The organism is Streptomyces showdoensis (assembly GCF_039535475.1).
GTDB lineage: Bacteria > Actinomycetota > Actinomycetes > Streptomycetales > Streptomycetaceae > Streptomyces > Streptomyces showdoensis.
This window is the reverse complement of sequence record NZ_BAAAXG010000026.1, coordinates 934,102-950,133: the sequence shown is the minus strand read 5'-3', so window position 1 is coordinate 950,133 and position 16,032 is coordinate 934,102. Positions and strand designations below refer to the sequence as shown.

The following is a 16,032-nucleotide window of genomic DNA, read 5'->3' as shown; positions in this document are numbered from 1 at the left end:
CGTGCAGCCCCTCAAGAAGGCCGACCCCTCCTCGATCGCGGGGTTCCGGCTGCTCGGCCGGCTCGGCGCCGGCGGCATGGGCGTGGTCTACCTCGCCCGGTCCGCCGGCGGCGCGCTCGCCGCGCTCAAGCTCATCCGCGCCGAGCACGCCGCCGACCCCGGTTTCCGCGAGCGCTTCCGCCGCGAGGCGCGGGCCGCCGAGCGGATCACCGGGCAGTGGGTGGTCCGGGTCCTCGGCGCCGACCCGGAGGCCCGGGAGCCGTGGCTGGCCACCGAGTTCGTGCCCGGGCCCTCGCTCGCCGAGGCCGTCGCCCTGCACGGCGCGCTGCCCGAGCCGACCGTGCGGGCCCTCGGCGCGCGGCTCGCCGACGCCCTCGCCGACATGCACGTGGCCGATCTCGTGCACCGGGACGTGAAGCCCGGCAACGTGCTGCTCGCCCTCGACGGGCCCCGGCTCATCGACTTCGGCATCGCCCGGACCAGCGGCGCCACCGCGCTCACCGCCACCGACGCGATGATCGGCACGCCCGGCTTCCTCGCCCCCGAGCAGGCCCGCGCCCTGGGGGCCGGCGAGGTCGGCCCGGCCAGCGACGTCTTCTCGCTCGGCTGCGTCCTCGCGTACGCGCTGACCGGCCGCCGCCCCTTCGGCACGGGCGGGGTGGCCGCGGTCGTCTACCGCACCGTCCACGAGGAGCCCGACCTCGACGACGTACCGGACACCCTGCTCCCGCTCGTCACCGCCTGCCTCGCCAAGGACCCGGAGCTGCGGCCCACCGCCGTCGAGGTGCGGGCGGAGCTCGGCGCGGCCGACGGGCCCGCGCGCGACTGGCTCCCGGCCGACCTGCCCGCCCTCATCGCCCGGAGCTCCGCCCGCGTCCTCGACCTCCCGGTCGCCGATCCGACCCTCCTCGTGGCGCCGGAGGAACCCTCCGGGCCCACCCGCCGCCGGCTCCTGATCGCCGGCTCCGCGGCCGCCGTCGCGAGCGCCGGCGGCCTCACCGCCTGGCTGCTCGGCCGCGGGCCCGCCGGTACGGGCGCGGGCGGCGGCACCGGCTCCGGAGCCGTCCGCGCGGCTTACACGATCGGCGTGCTGACCGACCTGAGCGGCCCGGGCAAGGCGGACGGGATCGGCCAGGAGCGCGGGCTGCGCCTCGCCGCGGAGACCTTCAACGCGCGTCCCGACCGCCCCTTCGACCTGGTCCTCAAGGTGACGGACGACGGGGGAGACCCCAAGCGGGCCGCCGCCGGGGCCCGCGCCCTCCTGAAGGACCCGGCCCTGGCCGCCGTCCTCGGCCCGACGAGCACCGAGACGGCCATGGCGGCGGCGGACGTGCTCGTCGACCCGAAGGTGCCGATGCTGAGCGTGGTGGCGTCCGTCCCGGACGGGGTGATCCGGGGTCAGACGCCCGAACTGCGCACCTACTTCGAGGTGCGGCCCTATCCCGACGTGATGATCGTGCCCTTCGGCCGCTTCCTCAGCGAGCACGGCCTGGGCCGCACCGCCGTCATCGAGGACCGGGCGGGCGGCACCTACAGCTGGCTCGCCACCAAGAACACCAAGAACTCGCCCCCCGCCGGCGGCACGGTCACCAGCCACCCGGTCGAGGCGGACAGCGAGGACTTCGGCCCGGCCGTCCGGGCCGCGCTCGCCGGCTCCCCGACGGGCGTGATGTACGCGGGGAAGTCGCCGCGCCGGGCCGCCCTGTGCGCCAAGGCCCTGCGGCAGCAGGGGTACAAGGGTCCGTGCGGGGGTCCCGAGCCCGCGTTCCGGCCGGAGTTCCTCACCGTGGCGGGCGAGGCCGCCGAGGGCTGGTACTTCGGGGCCGGGTTCACCGACCCCGACACGGTCCCGGCCGCCAAGGAGTTCGCGGCCGCCTACCGGAAGCGCTGGCGGCTCGCCGCCACGGATCCGGTCGACCGGTTCGCGGTGGAGTCGTACGACGCCGTGCTCTGGGTGGGGAAGGCGCTGCGGACCGGCGCCACGAGGAACGCGGCGAACCTCGGCGCGGCCATGGCGAACACGTTCATGAAGGACGACAAGGTGTACCGGGGGATCGCGCGGTCCTACGACTCCCGGCCCAGCGACAGCTCGGCGGCCATCCTCATGGGACTGACCCTCTGGCGGATCGTCTCGGGCCGGCCGCGCTGCCTCGGCCCGTATGCCGAGGCGGCCAAACGCGACTGACCGCGGCCCCGGGAGCCGGGGCGGCGGTCAGTCGGTGCGGTCGTGCGGCCGGCCGTCAGCCGACCACCGTCCAGGTGTCGTTGCCGGTCAGCAGCTGCCCCAGGTCGCCCTTGCCCTGCTGCTCCACGGCCTTCTCCAGCTGATCCGCCATCAGCGTGTCGTACACCGGCCGCTCCACCGACCGGAACACCCCGATGGGCGTCTGGTGCAGCGTGTCGGGGTCGGCGAGCCGGGACAGCGCGAAGGCGGTCGTGGGGGAGGAGGCGTGGGCGTCGTGGACGAGGATCCGGCCCTCGTTCTCCGGGGTCACCGGGACGACCCGGAGGTCGCCGGTGGCCTCGTCGCGGACCACGCCCTTGTCGAGCGCGGCGCCGAAGCGGATCGGCTGCCCGTGCTCCAGGCGGATCACCGCCTCCTTGGCCTGCTCGTTGTCCTTCAGGACCTCGAAGGCGCCGTCGTTGAAGATGTTGCAGTTCTGGTAGATCTCCACCAGCGCCGTGCCGTCGTGGGCGGCGGCCTGCCGCAGCACCTCGGTGAGGTGCTTGCGGTCGGAGTCCACCGTGCGCGCCACGAAGCTCGCCTCGGCGCCGATCGCCAGCGACACCGGGTTGAAGGGCGCGTCGAGGGAGCCCATCGGCGTCGACTTGGTGATCTTGCCGAGCTCCGAGGTGGGGCTGTACTGGCCCTTGGTCAGGCCGTAGATCCGGTTGTTGAAGAGCAGGATCTTCAGGTTGACGTTGCGGCGCAGCGCGTGGATCAGGTGGTTGCCGCCGATGGACAGGGCGTCGCCGTCACCCGTGACGACCCACACCGACAGGTCGCGGCGCGAGGTCGCGAGGCCGGTCGCGATGGCCGGGGCGCGGCCGTGGATCGAGTGCATCCCGTACGTGTTCATGTAGTACGGGAAGCGGGACGAGCAGCCGATGCCGGAGACGAAGACGATGTTCTCGCGGGCCAGTCCGAGCTCGGGCATGAAGCCCTGGACGGCGGCGAGCACCGCGTAGTCACCGCAGCCGGGGCACCAGCGGACCTCCTGGTCGGACTTGAAGTCCTTCATCGACTGGGCGGCCTCGGCCTTCGGCACCAGGTGCAGCAGCGACTCACTCATCGATGGCCTCCTTGAGAGCGGCGGCGAGCTGCTCGGCCTTGAACGGCATGCCGTTCACCTGGGTGTGGCTGCGGGCGTCCACGAGGTAGCGGGCCCGGACGAGGGTGGCGAGCTGGCCCAGGTTCATCTCGGGCACCACCACCTTCTCGTACCGCTTCAGGACCTCGCCGAGGTTCTTCGGGAAGGGGTTGAGGTGCCGCAGGTGGGCCTGGGCGATGGGCCGGCCGGCCACCCGGAGCCGCCGTACGGCCGCGGTGATCGGGCCGTAGGTGGAGCCCCAGCCGAGGACCAGGGTGCTCGCGCCGTCCGGGTCGTCGACCTCGATGTCCGGCACCTCGATGCCGTCGACCTTGGCCTGCCGGGCGCGGACCATGAACTCGTGGTTGGCCGGGTCGTAGCTGATGTTGCCGGTGCCGTCCTGCTTCTCGATGCCGCCGATGCGGTGTTCGAGACCGGGGGTGCCGGGCACGGCCCAGGGCCGGGCGAGGGTCTCCGGGTCGCGCTTGTACGGCCAGAAGACCTCGGTGCCGTCCGCCAGCGTGTGGTTCGGGCCGGTGGCGAACGCCGTGGTCAGGTCGGGGAGTTCCTCGACCTCCGGGATGCGCCAGGGCTCGGAGCCGTTGGCCAGGTAGCCGTCGGAGAGCAGGAAGACCGGGGTGCGGTAGGTGAGCGCGATCCGGGCCGCGTCGACCGCCGCGTCGAAGCAGTCGGCGGGGGTCTTCGGGGCGACGATCGGGACCGGGGCCTCGCCGTTGCGCCCGTACATGGCCTGGAGGAGGTCGGCCTGCTCGGTCTTGGTGGGCAGACCGGTGGACGGGCCGCCGCGCTGGATGTCGACGATGAGCAGCGGCAGTTCGAGCGAGACGGCCAGACCGATGGTCTCGGACTTGAGCGCCACGCCGGGGCCGGAGGTCGTCGTCACGGCCAGCGATCCGCCGAAGGCGGCGCCGAGCGCGGCGCCGATGCCGGCGATCTCGTCCTCGGCCTGGAAGGTGCGCACGCCGAAGTTCTTGTGCTTGGACAGCTCGTGGAGGATGTCCGAGGCCGGCGTGATCGGGTACGAGCCGAGGTAGAGCGGCAGGTCCGCCTGACGGGCGGCGGCGACCAGTCCGTACGAGAGGGCGAGGTTCCCGGAGATGTTGCGGTACGTGCCGGTGGGGAAGGCCCGGGTCGCCGGGGCGACCTCGTAGGAGACGGCGAAGTCCTCGGTGGTCTCGCCGAAGTTCCAGCCGGCCCGGAAGGCGGCCACGTTCGCCTCGGCGATCTGCGGCTTCTTCGCGAACTTCTGGCGCAGGAAGGTCTCGGTGCCCTCGGTGGGCCGGTGGTACATCCAGGAGAGCAGCCCGAGCGCGAACATGTTCTTGGAGCGCTCGGCCTCCTTCCGGGACAGCCCGAACTCCTTCAGCGCCTCGACCGTCAGGGTGGTCAGCGGCACCGGGTGCACCCGGTAGGCGTCCAGCGAGCCGTCCTCCAGCGGGGAGCTCGCGTATCCCACCTTCGCCATCGCGCGCTTGGCGAACTCGTCGGTGTTGACGATGATCTCGCCGCCGCGCGGCACGTCCCCGATGTTGGCCTTCAGCGCGGCCGGGTTCATCGCGACCAGGACGTTCGGAGCGTCGCCCGGGGTCAGGATGTCGTGGTCGGCGAAGTGCAGCTGGAACGAGGAGACGCCCGGCAGGGTGCCGGCGGGGGCCCGGATCTCCGCGGGGAAGTTCGGCAGCGTGGAGAGGTCGTTCCCGAACGACGCGGTCTCCGAGGTGAACCGGTCACCCGTGAGCTGCATGCCGTCACCCGAGTCACCCGCGAAGCGGATGATCACCCGGTCGAGCCGGCGGACTTCCTTCGCGGAACCGTGGTCGGCCGTCGCCGGGGCGCTGCGCTGCTCCCCGACCAGGGCCTCACCGGCCTCGCTACTGACCTGGCTGGTCACTGAACTGGACCTCCCTCGCGGCAGGGGTTCTCTCTCCGCCGAGGCGGAGAAGGCTCGGAAGACGACCGGCCGACCGGTCGTCCCGTGGCCCACCCTACGTCCGTGAGGGGGGCCTTCCCGGGACTTCTCGCATGGTGGACCTCGTTTTGAGACGCCCGCGACGCCGTTTTCTTATCAATTGTCGCGCTCCGTGAACCGCCGGGTCCACCGAGGGTCACGCTCCGTCCATTGTCGGTCACGCGGAGGCGTCCTCCGTCCACTCCGTGGACCGGATGGCGCCGAACCGCCGGCCGAACCGTCCCGAACTATCTGACAGGGTGTCAGGTAACTAGGAATTCAGGTAGGTCAGCACCGCCAGGACCCGGCGGTGATCCCCGTCACTCGGCGAGAGGCCGAGCTTCATGAAGATGTTGCTGATGTGCTTCTCCACCGCGCCGTCGCTCACCACCAACTGCCGCGCGATGGCCGAATTCGTGCGTCCCTCCGCCATCAGACCCAGCACCTCGCGCTCCCGCGGGGTCAGCGCCGCCAGCACGTCCTGCTTGCGGCTCCGGCCGAGCAGCTGCGCCACCACCTCGGGATCCAACGCCGTGCCGCCCCGGGCCACCCGCACCACCGCGTCCACGAACTCCCGGACCTCCGCGACCCGGTCCTTCAGCAGGTAGCCGACGCCAACGCTGGACCCGGCCAGCAGCTCCGTCGCGTACTGCTCCTCCACGTACTGCGAGAGCACCAGCACGCCGATCCCCGGGTGCTCCTTGCGCAGCCGCACCGCCGCCCGCACGCCCTCGTCCGTGTGGGTCGGGGGCATCCGCACGTCCGCGACCACGACGTCCGGCAGCGCGCCCTCGGCCGCCAGGTCGGACACGGTCTTCACCAGTGCCTCGCCGTCACCCACCCCGGCCACGACCTCGTGCCCCAGGTCGGTGAGGAGACGGGTCAGACCCTCACGGAGCAGCACCGAATCCTCGGCGATGACCACCCGTACTGCCTCCGTGCCCTTGTCCGTCACGGCCCTGCCTTTCTGCCTGAGCTGAGAGCTCCCCAGCATCGCAGCAGAAAGGACGCGGGAGACGGCGCGGGGGTTCAACTCGGCCAGGTGGACCGCCCGCCCGCGGGCCGCCGCGGTCACGCCCCCACGGCGGTCAGGCCCGCCAGGGCAGCTCGGCCGTGACCGTCGTCGGGCCGCCGGCGGGGGAGTCCACCGCCAGGACGCCGTCGACCGCGTCCAGTCGCTCCGTCAGGCCCGCCAGGCCGCGGCCCTCCGCCGGCGCCGCGCCGCCCACGCCGTCGTCGCGGACCTGGAGCATCAGCCGGTCCCCCGAACGCCACACGTCCACCCAGGCCTGCCGGGCCCTCGCGTGCTTCGAGACGTTCTGGAGGAGCTCGGAGACCGTGAAGTAGGCGATGCCCTCGATGGCCGCGGCCGGGCGGGCCGGCAGCTCCACCGTCACCGTCACCGGGACGGTGCAGCGGGCGGAGACCGCGGAGAGGGCCGCGTCGAGGCCGCGGTCGGTGAGGACGGCCGGGTGGATGCCCCGGGCCAGGTCGCGCAGCTCCTGGAGGGCCAGCTTCACCTCGCCGTGCGCCTCGTCGACCATCACCGCGGCGGCCAGCGGATCGTGCGCCAGCTTCTCCTTCGCCAGGCCCAGGTCCATCGCCAGGGACACCAGGCGGGCCTGCGCCCCGTCGTGCAGGTCCCGCTCGATGCGGCGCAGATCGGCGGCGGCCGTGTCCACGACCACGCCCCGGTCCGACTCCAGCTCCGACACCCGCGAGGCCAGCCGGGACGGCCCCAGCAGCCCCGAGACCATCAGCCGGTCCACCGCCACCAGGCCCCGCAGGACCCACGGCCCGGCCAGCACGAACAGCAGGCCCACCAGGCTGGTGAAGGCGATCTCGAAGCCCGAGTCCAGGTAGATGTCGTGGGTGCCGTCCCCGTACAGCTGGAGCCCGGCCTGACCCGCGTACATCGGGAAGACCCACTGCCACAGCGGATACGTGAACAGGCCCCAGCCCCAGGTCCACAGCGCGAGCGCCAGGGAGAAGGAGAGGACGGCCCACGGCAGGTGCAGCAGCGCGTACAGCAGGTGCCGCCAGGACGCCCCGCTCTTCAGCATCGCGCCCATCCACGACAGCGCCCCGCCGGTCCGGCCCCGCACCGGCTCCGGCGCCCGCACGTCCAGCCCCAGCAGCCCGCGCGCCCGGGCCCGCTCCACCGCGCCGAAGCCCCGGCACATCGCGAGCGTGCCGGCCAGCACCGGAATGCCGAGGAAGGTGATGAGCAGTCCGGCGCCGGCCGAGAAGAAGGCGATGGAGAGGGAGAAGAAGAGGACGCTCAGCGGCAGACCGAGCAGGACGTAGCCGAGCCCGCGCCAGGTACGCCCTTCGAACGGCGCGCGGACGGCGGCGGGGAGACGGGGGGAGGCCATCGGGAAGGTCCGTTTCTCACGCGGGTGTGGTGGTCGCTTCCAGCCTCCCGGGAAGGAGGAGCCGGGACCATGAGGTGGGTCGGCGTCTGCGGAGGGGGGTTTTCCCTACCGGCCGGGCGCCGGCGGTGCACTGGCCGGGCGCCGGCGGGGCGCCGGCGGTGCGCTGGCCAGGCGCCGGCCGGGCGCCGGCCGCGCACCGGCGGGGCGGGAGCGGGTCCCGCCGGGGCCTACCGTCCGCCCGTCGCCGGTGCGCGGTCCCGCCAGGGCAGTTCCGCCGTCACCACCGTCGGGCCGCCCTCCGGCGAGTCCACGACGAAGACCCCGTCGACCGCGCCGAGCCGCTCCGCGAGCCCCGCCATCCCCGTACCGCCGCCGTCCAGGCGCGCGCCGCCCACGCCGTCGTCGCGGACCTGGAGCATCAGCCGGTCCTCCGCCCGCCACACCTCCACCGAGGCCGAACGGGCCCGGGAGTGCTTGGAGACGTTCTGGAGGAGCTCGGAGACCGTGAAGTAGGCGATGCCCTCGATGGCCTCCGCCGGGCGGGCCGGCAGGTCGACCCCCACCTTCACGGGGACCGTGCAGCGGGCGGAGACCGCGGAGAGGGCCGCGTCGAGGCCGCGGTCGGTGAGGACGGCCGGGTGGATGCCCCGGGCCAGGTCGCGCAGCTCCTGGAGGGCCAGCTTCACCTCGCCGTGCGCCTCGTCGACCATCGCCGCCGCCGCGTCCGGGTCGTCGAGCAGCTTCTCCTTCGCCAGGCCGAGCCCCATCGCGAGCGCCACCAGCCGGGCCTGCGCCCCGTCGTGCAGATCGCGCTCGATGCGGCGCAGGTCGGCGGCGGCCGTGTCCACCACGACCCCCCGGTCCGACTCCAGTTCGGCGATCCGCCGCTCCAGCTCGTCGGAGGGCGACAGCAGCCCCCGGACCATGGCCCGGTCGACATTGGTCAGCCCGCGCGCGATGAACGGCAGCACCGGCCACAGCACGAACAGCGACACCACCGTCACCGTGAACGTCACGATGCCCCAGGGCAGCCGCACGAAGCCGTACAGCTGGCTCCGCCACGCCACCGGGTCCTTCAGCTGCGCCCACAGCCACGGGAAGAAGCCGTGCCGCCGGGGCAGCCGGCTCGGCTCCTCGACCCGGACGCCGAGCAGCCCGCGGGCCCGCGCCCGCTCCGACCGGGCCATGCCGCGCGCCCCGGCCAGACCGAGCGCGAGCAGCGGCAGCCCGATCACGGTGACGGCGAGCCCCACACCGAGCGCGATCGTCACGACGGCGTAGACGAAACCGGCCAGCGCGCACGGCAGATCGGCGAGGAGGTGCGCCACCTCCTTCCAGGTGTGCCGGCCGTAGGCGAGGCGCGCGGGCGGCGGAGGGGCGTCGGCGTCGGGGGCGGTGAGGTCACTCATGAGGACAAGGCTGCCGGTAGGAGGCCCGGGCGCGCCATGGGGGAGGTCGGTGAGGAAGAGGGGGGATAACCCCACCCGGACCGAGGCCGCACCCCACCCGGACCGAGGCCGGACCGAGGCCGCACCGAGGCCGGATCGCGGCCGGACCGCCCCGCTCCGGCTGCTTACGGTCTCTTTAGCAGGGCCTAGACTCGCGTGCGTAAACGAAACCCGATGAGACACCGAGACCGAGGGGCGGACGTGCGGGAACCGACCGTTGTCGCGGCGGACTACTTTCAGACGTACTCCGTCGTCGGGCTGCTGGCCGTGCTCGGAGTGCTCTTCGTGGCCGTCGCGTTCGGCGCGGGCCGGCTGCTCCGGCCCGTCGTGCCCACCCCCGAGAAGCTGCTGACGTACGAGTGCGGCGTCGACCCGGTCGGCGAGGGCTGGGCCCACACCCAGGTCCGCTACTACGTCTACGCCTTCCTCTACGTGATCTTCGCGGTCGACTCGATCTTCCTCTTCCCCTGGGCCACGGTCTTCGCCGCGCCCGGCTACGGCGCGACGACGCTGGTCGAGATGTTCATCTTCCTCGGCTTCCTGGCCGTGGGACTGCTCTACGCGTACAAGAAGGGCGTCCTGGCATGGACGTAACACCCCTGCCGGCCCCCACGCTGGGCCCGCTCGCCCGCCTGGCCCCCGAGCCGATGAAGGTGGTCCTGAACTGGGGCCGCCGCTACAGCCTGTGGGTCTTCAACTTCGGCCTCGCCTGCTGCGCGATCGAGTTCATCGCCGCGTCGATGGCCCGCCACGACTTCATCCGCCTCGGCGTGATCCCCTTCGCGCCGGGTCCGCGCCAGGCCGACCTGATGATCGTCTCCGGCACGGTCACGGACAAGATGGCCCCCGCGGTGAAGCGTCTCTACGAGCAGATGCCCGAGCCGAAGTACGTCATCTCCTTCGGCGCCTGCTCGAACTGCGGCGGCCCCTACTGGGACTCGTACTCGGTCACCAAGGGCGTCGACCAGATCATCCCGGTCGACGTCTACGTGCCCGGTTGCCCGCCGCGCCCGGAGGCCCTCCTCCAGGGCATCCTCAAGCTCCAGGAGAAGATCGCCCGCGAGAGCCTCGGCGAGCGCTACGGCGCGGGCGCGCCCTCGGTCGCGCAGCTCACCAGCGGCCTCGTGCGGCCCCCGAAGCCGGGAGCCACCGCATGACGCTCGACGAGAACGCCTACGACACCCTCCCGGACGCGGTGACGGAGCTCTTCGGCGAGGAGGCGACGGCGGAGCGGGCCTACGACCTGCTCACCGTCGACGTCCCCACGGCCTCGTGGATCGCCGCGCTGGAGATCGCCCGCGACAAGCTGGGCTGCACCTACTTCGACTGGCTCAGCGCCGTCGACGAGCCGGGCACGGGCTTCCGCGTCTGCGCGCACGTGGCCTCGCTGGGCCCCGGCCACGTCCGCCGGCTGCTCCTCCGTACGACGGTCCCGCACGCGGCCCCCTCCCTCCCGACCGCCGTGGCGGTGTACGCGGGGGCGGCGTGGCACGAGCGCGAGACCTACGAGATGTTCGGCGTGACCTTCACGGACCACCCGCACCTGGTCCACCTGCTGCTCCCCGAGAACTTCGAGGGCCACCCCCTCCGCAAGGACTTCGTGCTGGCCGCCCGCGTGGCCAAGGCCTGGCCCGGCGCCAAGGAACCGGGCGAGTCCCACGACCCGAACGCGCCCAAGCGCCGCCAGATGCTGCCCCCGGGCGTCCCCGACCCCAACGAGTGGGGCCCGCTGAAGGGCCAGCTCCCGCCCGCCCCGGCCCGCCCGGCCCGCGCCGCCGCGGGCGACCGCCCGGTCCGCCGCACCCGCACGGCCGCCGAGGGCTCGGCGACCCAGCCGGACGCGTCGGCCCCGGTGCGCCGCGCCAGGACGGCGTCGGAGGGTTCGGCGAGCCAGGGGGCCGTGGATCCGTCGGCTCCGGTGCGTCGGTCCCGGTCGGCGTCGGACGGCTCGGCCAGCCAGACGGGTACGGGTGTGGATCCGTCCGCTCCGGTACGGCGGTCCCGCAGCGCGAGCGCCGGTTCGGCGAGCCAGCGCGCGGAGGCCGCGGACGCCCCCGAGGCCACGACCCCGGCCCCCGAGGCCCCGGCCGCGGGCCAGGACGCCGAGGCGCCGCGGAAGCCCGCGCCCGCTCCCCGTACCCGCAGCGCGGACGCCCCGTGGCACCACGCCCGCCCGGCCTTCGACGAGGAGCCGAAGACGGGCACGGAGCCCGCTCCGACCGAGCCGGCCGGGGCCTCCGCGCCCGAGGCCCCGGAGGCCCCGGCCCCGGAGCCCGCCGAAGGCGAGGCCGACGCGACCCCCGAGGCCGACGCGACCCCCGAGGCCGACGCGACCCCCGAGGCCGACGCAGCCCCCGAGGCCCCGGCCCCGCCGCCCGCCGAGGGCCCCCGCTCCGAGCCCGACGAACCCCACGACACCCCCGCCGGAGGCGATCCCGCGTGAACGACGTACTCGACGTCGCCCTCCGGCTGCTCGTCGTCTTCGCCGTCTTCCTCGTGCTGCCGCTGGTCGTCGGCCAGACCGAGCACAAGGTCATGGCCCACATGCAGGGCCGCCTCGGCCCGATGTACGCCGGTGGCTTCCACGGCTGGGCGCAGCTCGTCGCCGACGGGGTGAAGTTCGCGCAGAAGGAGGACGTCGTCCCGGCCGCGGCCGACCGGCGGATCTTCCAGCTCGCGCCGGCCGTCGCCCTCCTCCCGTACCTGCTCGTGCTGGTCGCGATCCCGATCGGGCCGAGCGAGGGCGCGGTCGGGCAGGTGATCGACGCGGGCATCTTCTTCGTGCTCGCGGTGATGGGCGTCGGCGTGCTCGGCAGCCTGATGGCGGGCTGGGCCTCGGCCAACAAGTTCTCGCTGCTGGGCGGGCTCCGCACCGCCGCGCAGCTGCTCGCGTACGAGCTGCCGATGCTGCTCGCCGCCGCGTCCGTCGCGATGGCGGCCGGCACCGTCTCCCTGCCCGGCATCCTGAACGCCTTCGAGTGGTGGTGGGTGCCCTGGCAGATCGTCGGGGCGCTGGTCTTCTTCACCGCGGGCCTCGCGGAGCTCCAGCGACCGCCGTTCGACATGCCGGTCGCCGACTCGGAGATCATCTTCGGCGCCTACACGGAGTACACCGGCCTCCGCTTCGCGCTCTTCCTGCTCGCCGAGTACGCGGGCATCGTCGTCCTGTGCGGCCTGACCACCGTCCTCTTCCTCGGCGGCTGGCACGGCCCCTTCGGCGCCGACGGGCTCGGCTGGGTCTGGACCCTGCTGAAGACCGCCGTCCTGGCGTTCGTGGTGATCTGGCTGCGCGTCTCGTACCCCCGGCTCCGCGAGGACCAGCTCCAGAAGCTCGCCTGGACGACCCTCGTCCCGCTCGCCCTCGCGCAGATCGCGCTGACCGGCATCGTGAAGGTGGCGATCCAGTAACCATGGCCCCCCCGATCCCCGGCTCCGGCCTCGCCAAGGGCCTCGCCGTCACCCTCCGCACGATGACCCGCAAGAGCGTCACCGCGCAGTACCCGGACGTGCAGCCCGAACTGCCGCCCCGCACCCGCGGGGTGATCGGGCTGTTCGAGGAGAACTGCACGGTCTGCATGCTGTGCGCCCGCGAGTGCCCCGACTGGTGCATCTACATCGACTCCCACAAGGAGACGGTCCCCCCGGCCGCCCCCGGCGGGCGCGAGCGCAGCCGCAACGTCCTGGACCGCTTCGCGATCGACTTCTCCCTCTGCATGTACTGCGGCATCTGCATCGAGGTGTGCCCGTTCGACGCGCTGTTCTGGTCGCCCGAGTTCGAGTACGCGGAGACCGACATCCACGAGCTGACCCACGAGCGCGACAAGCTCCGCGAGTGGATGTGGACCGTGCCGGAGCCGCCGGCGCTCGACCCGCGCGCGGAGGAGCCGAAGGAGATCGCCGCGGCCCGCAAGGCGGCCGAGAAGGCGGCGGCCCAGGCCGCGGCCTCGGCCGCCGCCGAGGCCGCCGAGGGGGAGCAGCAGTGATCCTCGCCGCCCCGAACGCCCACGGCTTCCTGTCGCCCACCGGCGTCGAGATCGCCTTCCTCCTCGTCGGCCTCGTCACCCTCGGCGCGGCCCTCGTCACGGTCACCACCAAGCAGCTCGTGCACGCCGCCCTGTGGCTGGTCGTGGCGCTCGGCGGGGTCGCCGTCGAGTACCTGCTGCTGACCGCGGAGTTCATCGCCTGGGTCCAGGTGCTGATCTACGTCGGCTCGGTCGTCGTCCTCCTCCTCTTCGGGCTCATGCTCACCAAGGCCCCCATCGGCCGCTCGCCGGACTCCGACTCGGGCAACCGCTGGGTCGCCCTCGGGGTCGCGGTGACCGCCGCGGCCGCCCTGGTGTGGGTGGTCGTGGACGCCTTCCGCACCACCTGGATCGACCTCGACGGGCCCGGCGGCACCGTCCAGGGCTCCACCGCGGTGACCGGAGAGATCCTCTTCCGGCACTGGGTGCTGCCCTTCGAGGCGCTGTCGGTGCTGCTGCTCGCGGCCCTGGTCGGCGCGATCGTCCTGTCGAAGCGCACGAACGGGACCGAGAACGGGACCGAGAACGCGAGTGCGGGGGAGCGGGACTGATGCACCTCGTCTACCCGGCCGTCCTGGCCGCCCTCCTCTTCTGCGTCGGCCTGTACGGCGTGCTCGCCCGCCGCAACGCGATCCTGGTCCTGATGTCCGTCGAGCTCATGCTCAACGCCGTCAACCTCAACCTGGTCGCCTTCGACGTCTGGCTGCGGGACGCCCTGCACGCCGGGCAGGCCCTCACCCTCTTCACCATCGCCATCGCCGCCGCGGAGATCGGCATCGGTCTCGCGATCGTCCTGATGGTCTACCGCAACCGCGGCACCTCCGACGTGGACCGGCTCCGCGACACCAAGGAGACCGCGTCCGAGGACGAGCCGTCCGACGACGACCGGTCCGACGACGAGCCGTCCGCGGACGAGAAGGCCGAGGCCCACGCGTGACCACCACGACCCTCGCCGTCCTCGTCCCCCTGCTCCCCTTCCTCGGCGCCGTCGCCGGCCTCTTCCTCGGCCGCACCGCCCCCGGCTTCGTGCGTCCCCTCGCCGTGCTGCCGACGCTCGCCGCGGCGGTCCTCGCCGCCGTCGTCGCCGGCCGCCAGGGCGGCGGGAAGTCCATCGACGCCGCCACCCAGCTGACGCCCACCGGCTCGGTCCCGATCGACCTGGCCCTGCACATCGACGGCTTCGCCGCCCTCGTCGCCGTCCTGGTCGGCGTGGTCGCCACCTGCGTGCAGGTCTACTCGACCGGCTACCTCCGCCACGACCCGCGCTACCCCTCGTACGCGGCGCTGGTCTCCCTCTTCACCTCCGCGATGCTGCTCGTCGTCTACTCCGGCGACCTGATGGTGCTCCTGGTCGGCTGGGAGATCATGGGCATCTGCTCGTACTTCCTGGTCGGGCACTACTGGGAGACCCCCGAGGCCCGCTCGGCCTCCCTGAAGGCCTTCCTCGTCACCAAGCTGGGCGACGTCCCCTTCCTCATCGGGCTCTTCGCCCTCGCCACCGACGCGGGCACCTTCCGCATCACCGGCGTCCTCGGCGCCGTCGCGAGCGGCGGCCTCGACCACCCCACCCTGATCGCGCTGCTGCTCCTCGCCGGCGTGGCCGGCAAGTCCGCGCAGTTCCCGCTGCACACCTGGCTGCCCGACGCGATGGCCGGCCCGACCCCGGTCTCCGCGCTGATCCACGCGGCGACGATGGTCGCCGCCGGCATCTACTTCGTGGCCCGGCTGCTGCCCGTCTTCACCGCCTCGGCCGCCGCGCTCGTCGTGCTCGCCGTGATGGCCGCGGTCACCATGGTCGGCTCGGCGCTCGCCGCGCTCGCCCAGGACGACATCAAGCGGGTCCTCGCCTACTCGACGATCGGCCAGCTCGGCTACATGTCCGGCGCCCTGGCCGTCGGCGACCGCGGCGCCGCCGTCTTCCACCTCCTGTCGCACGGCGCCTTCAAGGCGCTGCTCTTCCTCGCCGCGGGCGCGGTCATCCACGCCGCCGGCACCAACTCGCTCTCCGCGATGTCCCGGATGAGCGGGCTGACCAAGCGCATCCCGGACGCCTACTGGACGATGACCGTCGGCCTGCTCGCGCTCGCCGCGATCCCGCCCTTCGCCGGCTTCTTCTCCAAGGAGGCCGTCCTCGTCGCCGCCGAGCACACCGCCACCGGCGAGACGACCGTCGCCCCGGCCGGGGCCGGCTGGATCGTCTTCGTCGCCGGACTCCTCACGGCGCTGCTCACCGCCGCGTACGCGATGCGGCTGTGGCTGCTCGCCTTCCGCGGCCGCGGCACCGAGGCGCCGGACCACGGACGCCAGCCGCTCGCCATGACCACCGTCCTGTGGGTGCTGGCCGTCCCCTCGCTCGGCTTCGGACTGACCGCCGCCTACCTCGACGACTGGTTCGACGGGCACCCGCTGACCCCGACCGTCACCACCGCCGTCCTCGGCACCGGCCTCGCCGTCGTCGGCGCCGCCGTCCTGTACGCGGTCTGGCGGGCGCTCGCCCCCCGGCGCGCGGTCCCCGCCGGGACCACCGTCGCCCACCCCGACGCCGAGGGCGGCCAGGTCGAGGCGGAGGCCCTGGACCTGCCGCACCCCGCCCAGGACCCGGCCGACCCCGGCCGCGCCCTGCTCGGACCGCTGCACCGCCCGGCCGCCGACGGCTTCCACCTGGACGCCGTCTACCGGGCCGCCTTCGTCCGCCCCGTGCTCGCCGCCGCCTCCCTGGTCCGCTTCCTGGACCGCGAGGTCGTCGACACCTACGTCCGCGGCGCGGCCGACAGCGCCAAGGGCCTCGGCTGGCTGGTCCGCCGCGCCCAGACCGGCAACGTGCAGAGCTACCTCAGCGCCCTGCTCGCCGGCTCCGTCGTCCTGGCGATCGTCGCCGTCGTCCTCGCCAACGTCGCCGGAGCGTGA

Annotated in this window: 14 protein-coding genes; 9 read left to right on the top strand and 5 right to left on the bottom strand. The window is 73.5% G+C overall.

Translation table 11 applies throughout. From position 1 onward, the window contains the following. Nucleotide 1 precedes the first annotated feature (1 nt). On the top strand, nucleotides 2-2,185 hold the full coding sequence (locus ABD981_RS16965; protein WP_046908878.1) for a bifunctional serine/threonine-protein kinase/ABC transporter substrate-binding protein: 2,184 nt from the start codon (nucleotides 2-4) through the stop codon (nucleotides 2,183-2,185). Nucleotides 2,186-2,240: 55 nt separating this feature from the next. Here ABD981_RS16965 and ABD981_RS16960 read toward each other — a convergent pair whose 3' ends face one another. The 5 genes from ABD981_RS16960 to ABD981_RS16940 form a co-directional block, all read right to left on the bottom strand. Next, on the bottom strand, nucleotides 2,241-3,293 hold the full coding sequence (locus ABD981_RS16960) for a 2-oxoacid:ferredoxin oxidoreductase subunit beta (protein WP_046908879.1): 1,053 nt from the start codon (nucleotides 3,291-3,293) through the stop codon (nucleotides 2,241-2,243). Continuing rightward, nucleotides 3,286-5,223, bottom strand: coding sequence for a 2-oxoacid:acceptor oxidoreductase subunit alpha (locus tag ABD981_RS16955; protein ID WP_046908880.1), 1,938 nt, complete (start codon nucleotides 5,221-5,223; stop codon nucleotides 3,286-3,288). Before ABD981_RS16955 ends, ABD981_RS16960 begins: the two co-directional genes overlap by 8 nt. 328 nt (nucleotides 5,224-5,551) lie before the next feature. After that, nucleotides 5,552-6,205 (bottom strand): response regulator transcription factor, encoded by a 654-nt coding sequence (locus ABD981_RS16950; RefSeq protein ID WP_046908881.1) that lies wholly within the window; start codon nucleotides 6,203-6,205, stop codon nucleotides 5,552-5,554. A gap of 163 nt (nucleotides 6,206-6,368) precedes the next feature. Then, the gene (locus ABD981_RS16945; protein ID WP_046908882.1) at nucleotides 6,369-7,655 is read right to left on the bottom strand and encodes a sensor histidine kinase; all 1,287 of its coding nucleotides are present in this window, start codon (nucleotides 7,653-7,655) and stop codon (nucleotides 6,369-6,371) included. A 227-nt stretch (nucleotides 7,656-7,882) separates the two neighbouring features. Further along, the gene (locus ABD981_RS16940) at nucleotides 7,883-9,064 is read right to left on the bottom strand and encodes a sensor histidine kinase (protein ID WP_046908883.1); all 1,182 of its coding nucleotides are present in this window, start codon (nucleotides 9,062-9,064) and stop codon (nucleotides 7,883-7,885) included. Nucleotides 9,065-9,277: 213 nt separating this feature from the next. Here ABD981_RS16940 and ABD981_RS16935 point away from each other — a divergent pair, with 213 nt between their 5' ends. Genes ABD981_RS16935 through ABD981_RS16900 form a run of 8 tightly spaced genes read left to right on the top strand, consistent with a single transcriptional unit; the run spans nucleotide 9,278 to nucleotide 16,032 of the window. Next, on the top strand, nucleotides 9,278-9,697 hold the full coding sequence (locus ABD981_RS16935) for an NADH-quinone oxidoreductase subunit A (RefSeq protein ID WP_046908884.1): 420 nt from the start codon (nucleotides 9,278-9,280) through the stop codon (nucleotides 9,695-9,697). Continuing rightward, complete coding sequence (locus ABD981_RS16930) at nucleotides 9,688-10,260, top strand: NADH-quinone oxidoreductase subunit B (RefSeq protein WP_046908885.1); 573 nt, start codon at nucleotides 9,688-9,690, stop codon at nucleotides 10,258-10,260. The genes ABD981_RS16935 and ABD981_RS16930 overlap by 10 nt, the downstream gene beginning before the upstream one ends. Then, nucleotides 10,257-11,546 carry an NADH-quinone oxidoreductase subunit C gene (locus tag ABD981_RS16925; protein ID WP_046908886.1) on the top strand — a complete coding sequence of 430 codons (1,290 nt, stop codon included), beginning with the start codon at nucleotides 10,257-10,259 and terminating at the stop codon, nucleotides 11,544-11,546. The genes ABD981_RS16930 and ABD981_RS16925 overlap by 4 nt, the downstream gene beginning before the upstream one ends. Further along, complete coding sequence (locus tag ABD981_RS16920) at nucleotides 11,543-12,511, top strand: complex I subunit 1/NuoH family protein (RefSeq protein ID WP_046908887.1); 969 nt, start codon at nucleotides 11,543-11,545, stop codon at nucleotides 12,509-12,511. The genes ABD981_RS16925 and ABD981_RS16920 overlap by 4 nt, the downstream gene beginning before the upstream one ends. Nucleotides 12,512-12,513: 2 nt before the next feature. Continuing rightward, a complete protein-coding gene (locus ABD981_RS16915; protein WP_046908888.1) occupies nucleotides 12,514-13,086 on the top strand; it encodes a NuoI/complex I 23 kDa subunit family protein in 573 nt (190 codons plus the stop codon). After that, the gene (locus tag ABD981_RS16910; protein ID WP_046908889.1) at nucleotides 13,083-13,676 is read left to right on the top strand and encodes an NADH-quinone oxidoreductase subunit J family protein; all 594 of its coding nucleotides are present in this window, start codon (nucleotides 13,083-13,085) and stop codon (nucleotides 13,674-13,676) included. The genes ABD981_RS16915 and ABD981_RS16910 overlap by 4 nt, the downstream gene beginning before the upstream one ends. Then, nucleotides 13,676-14,062, top strand: coding sequence for an NADH-quinone oxidoreductase subunit NuoK (gene nuoK / locus ABD981_RS16905; RefSeq protein ID WP_046908890.1), 387 nt, complete (start codon nucleotides 13,676-13,678; stop codon nucleotides 14,060-14,062). The genes ABD981_RS16910 and nuoK overlap by 1 nt, the downstream gene beginning before the upstream one ends. Further along, nucleotides 14,059-16,032, top strand: coding sequence for an NADH-quinone oxidoreductase subunit 5 family protein (locus ABD981_RS16900; RefSeq protein WP_046908891.1), 1,974 nt, complete (start codon nucleotides 14,059-14,061; stop codon nucleotides 16,030-16,032). Before nuoK ends, ABD981_RS16900 begins: the two co-directional genes overlap by 4 nt.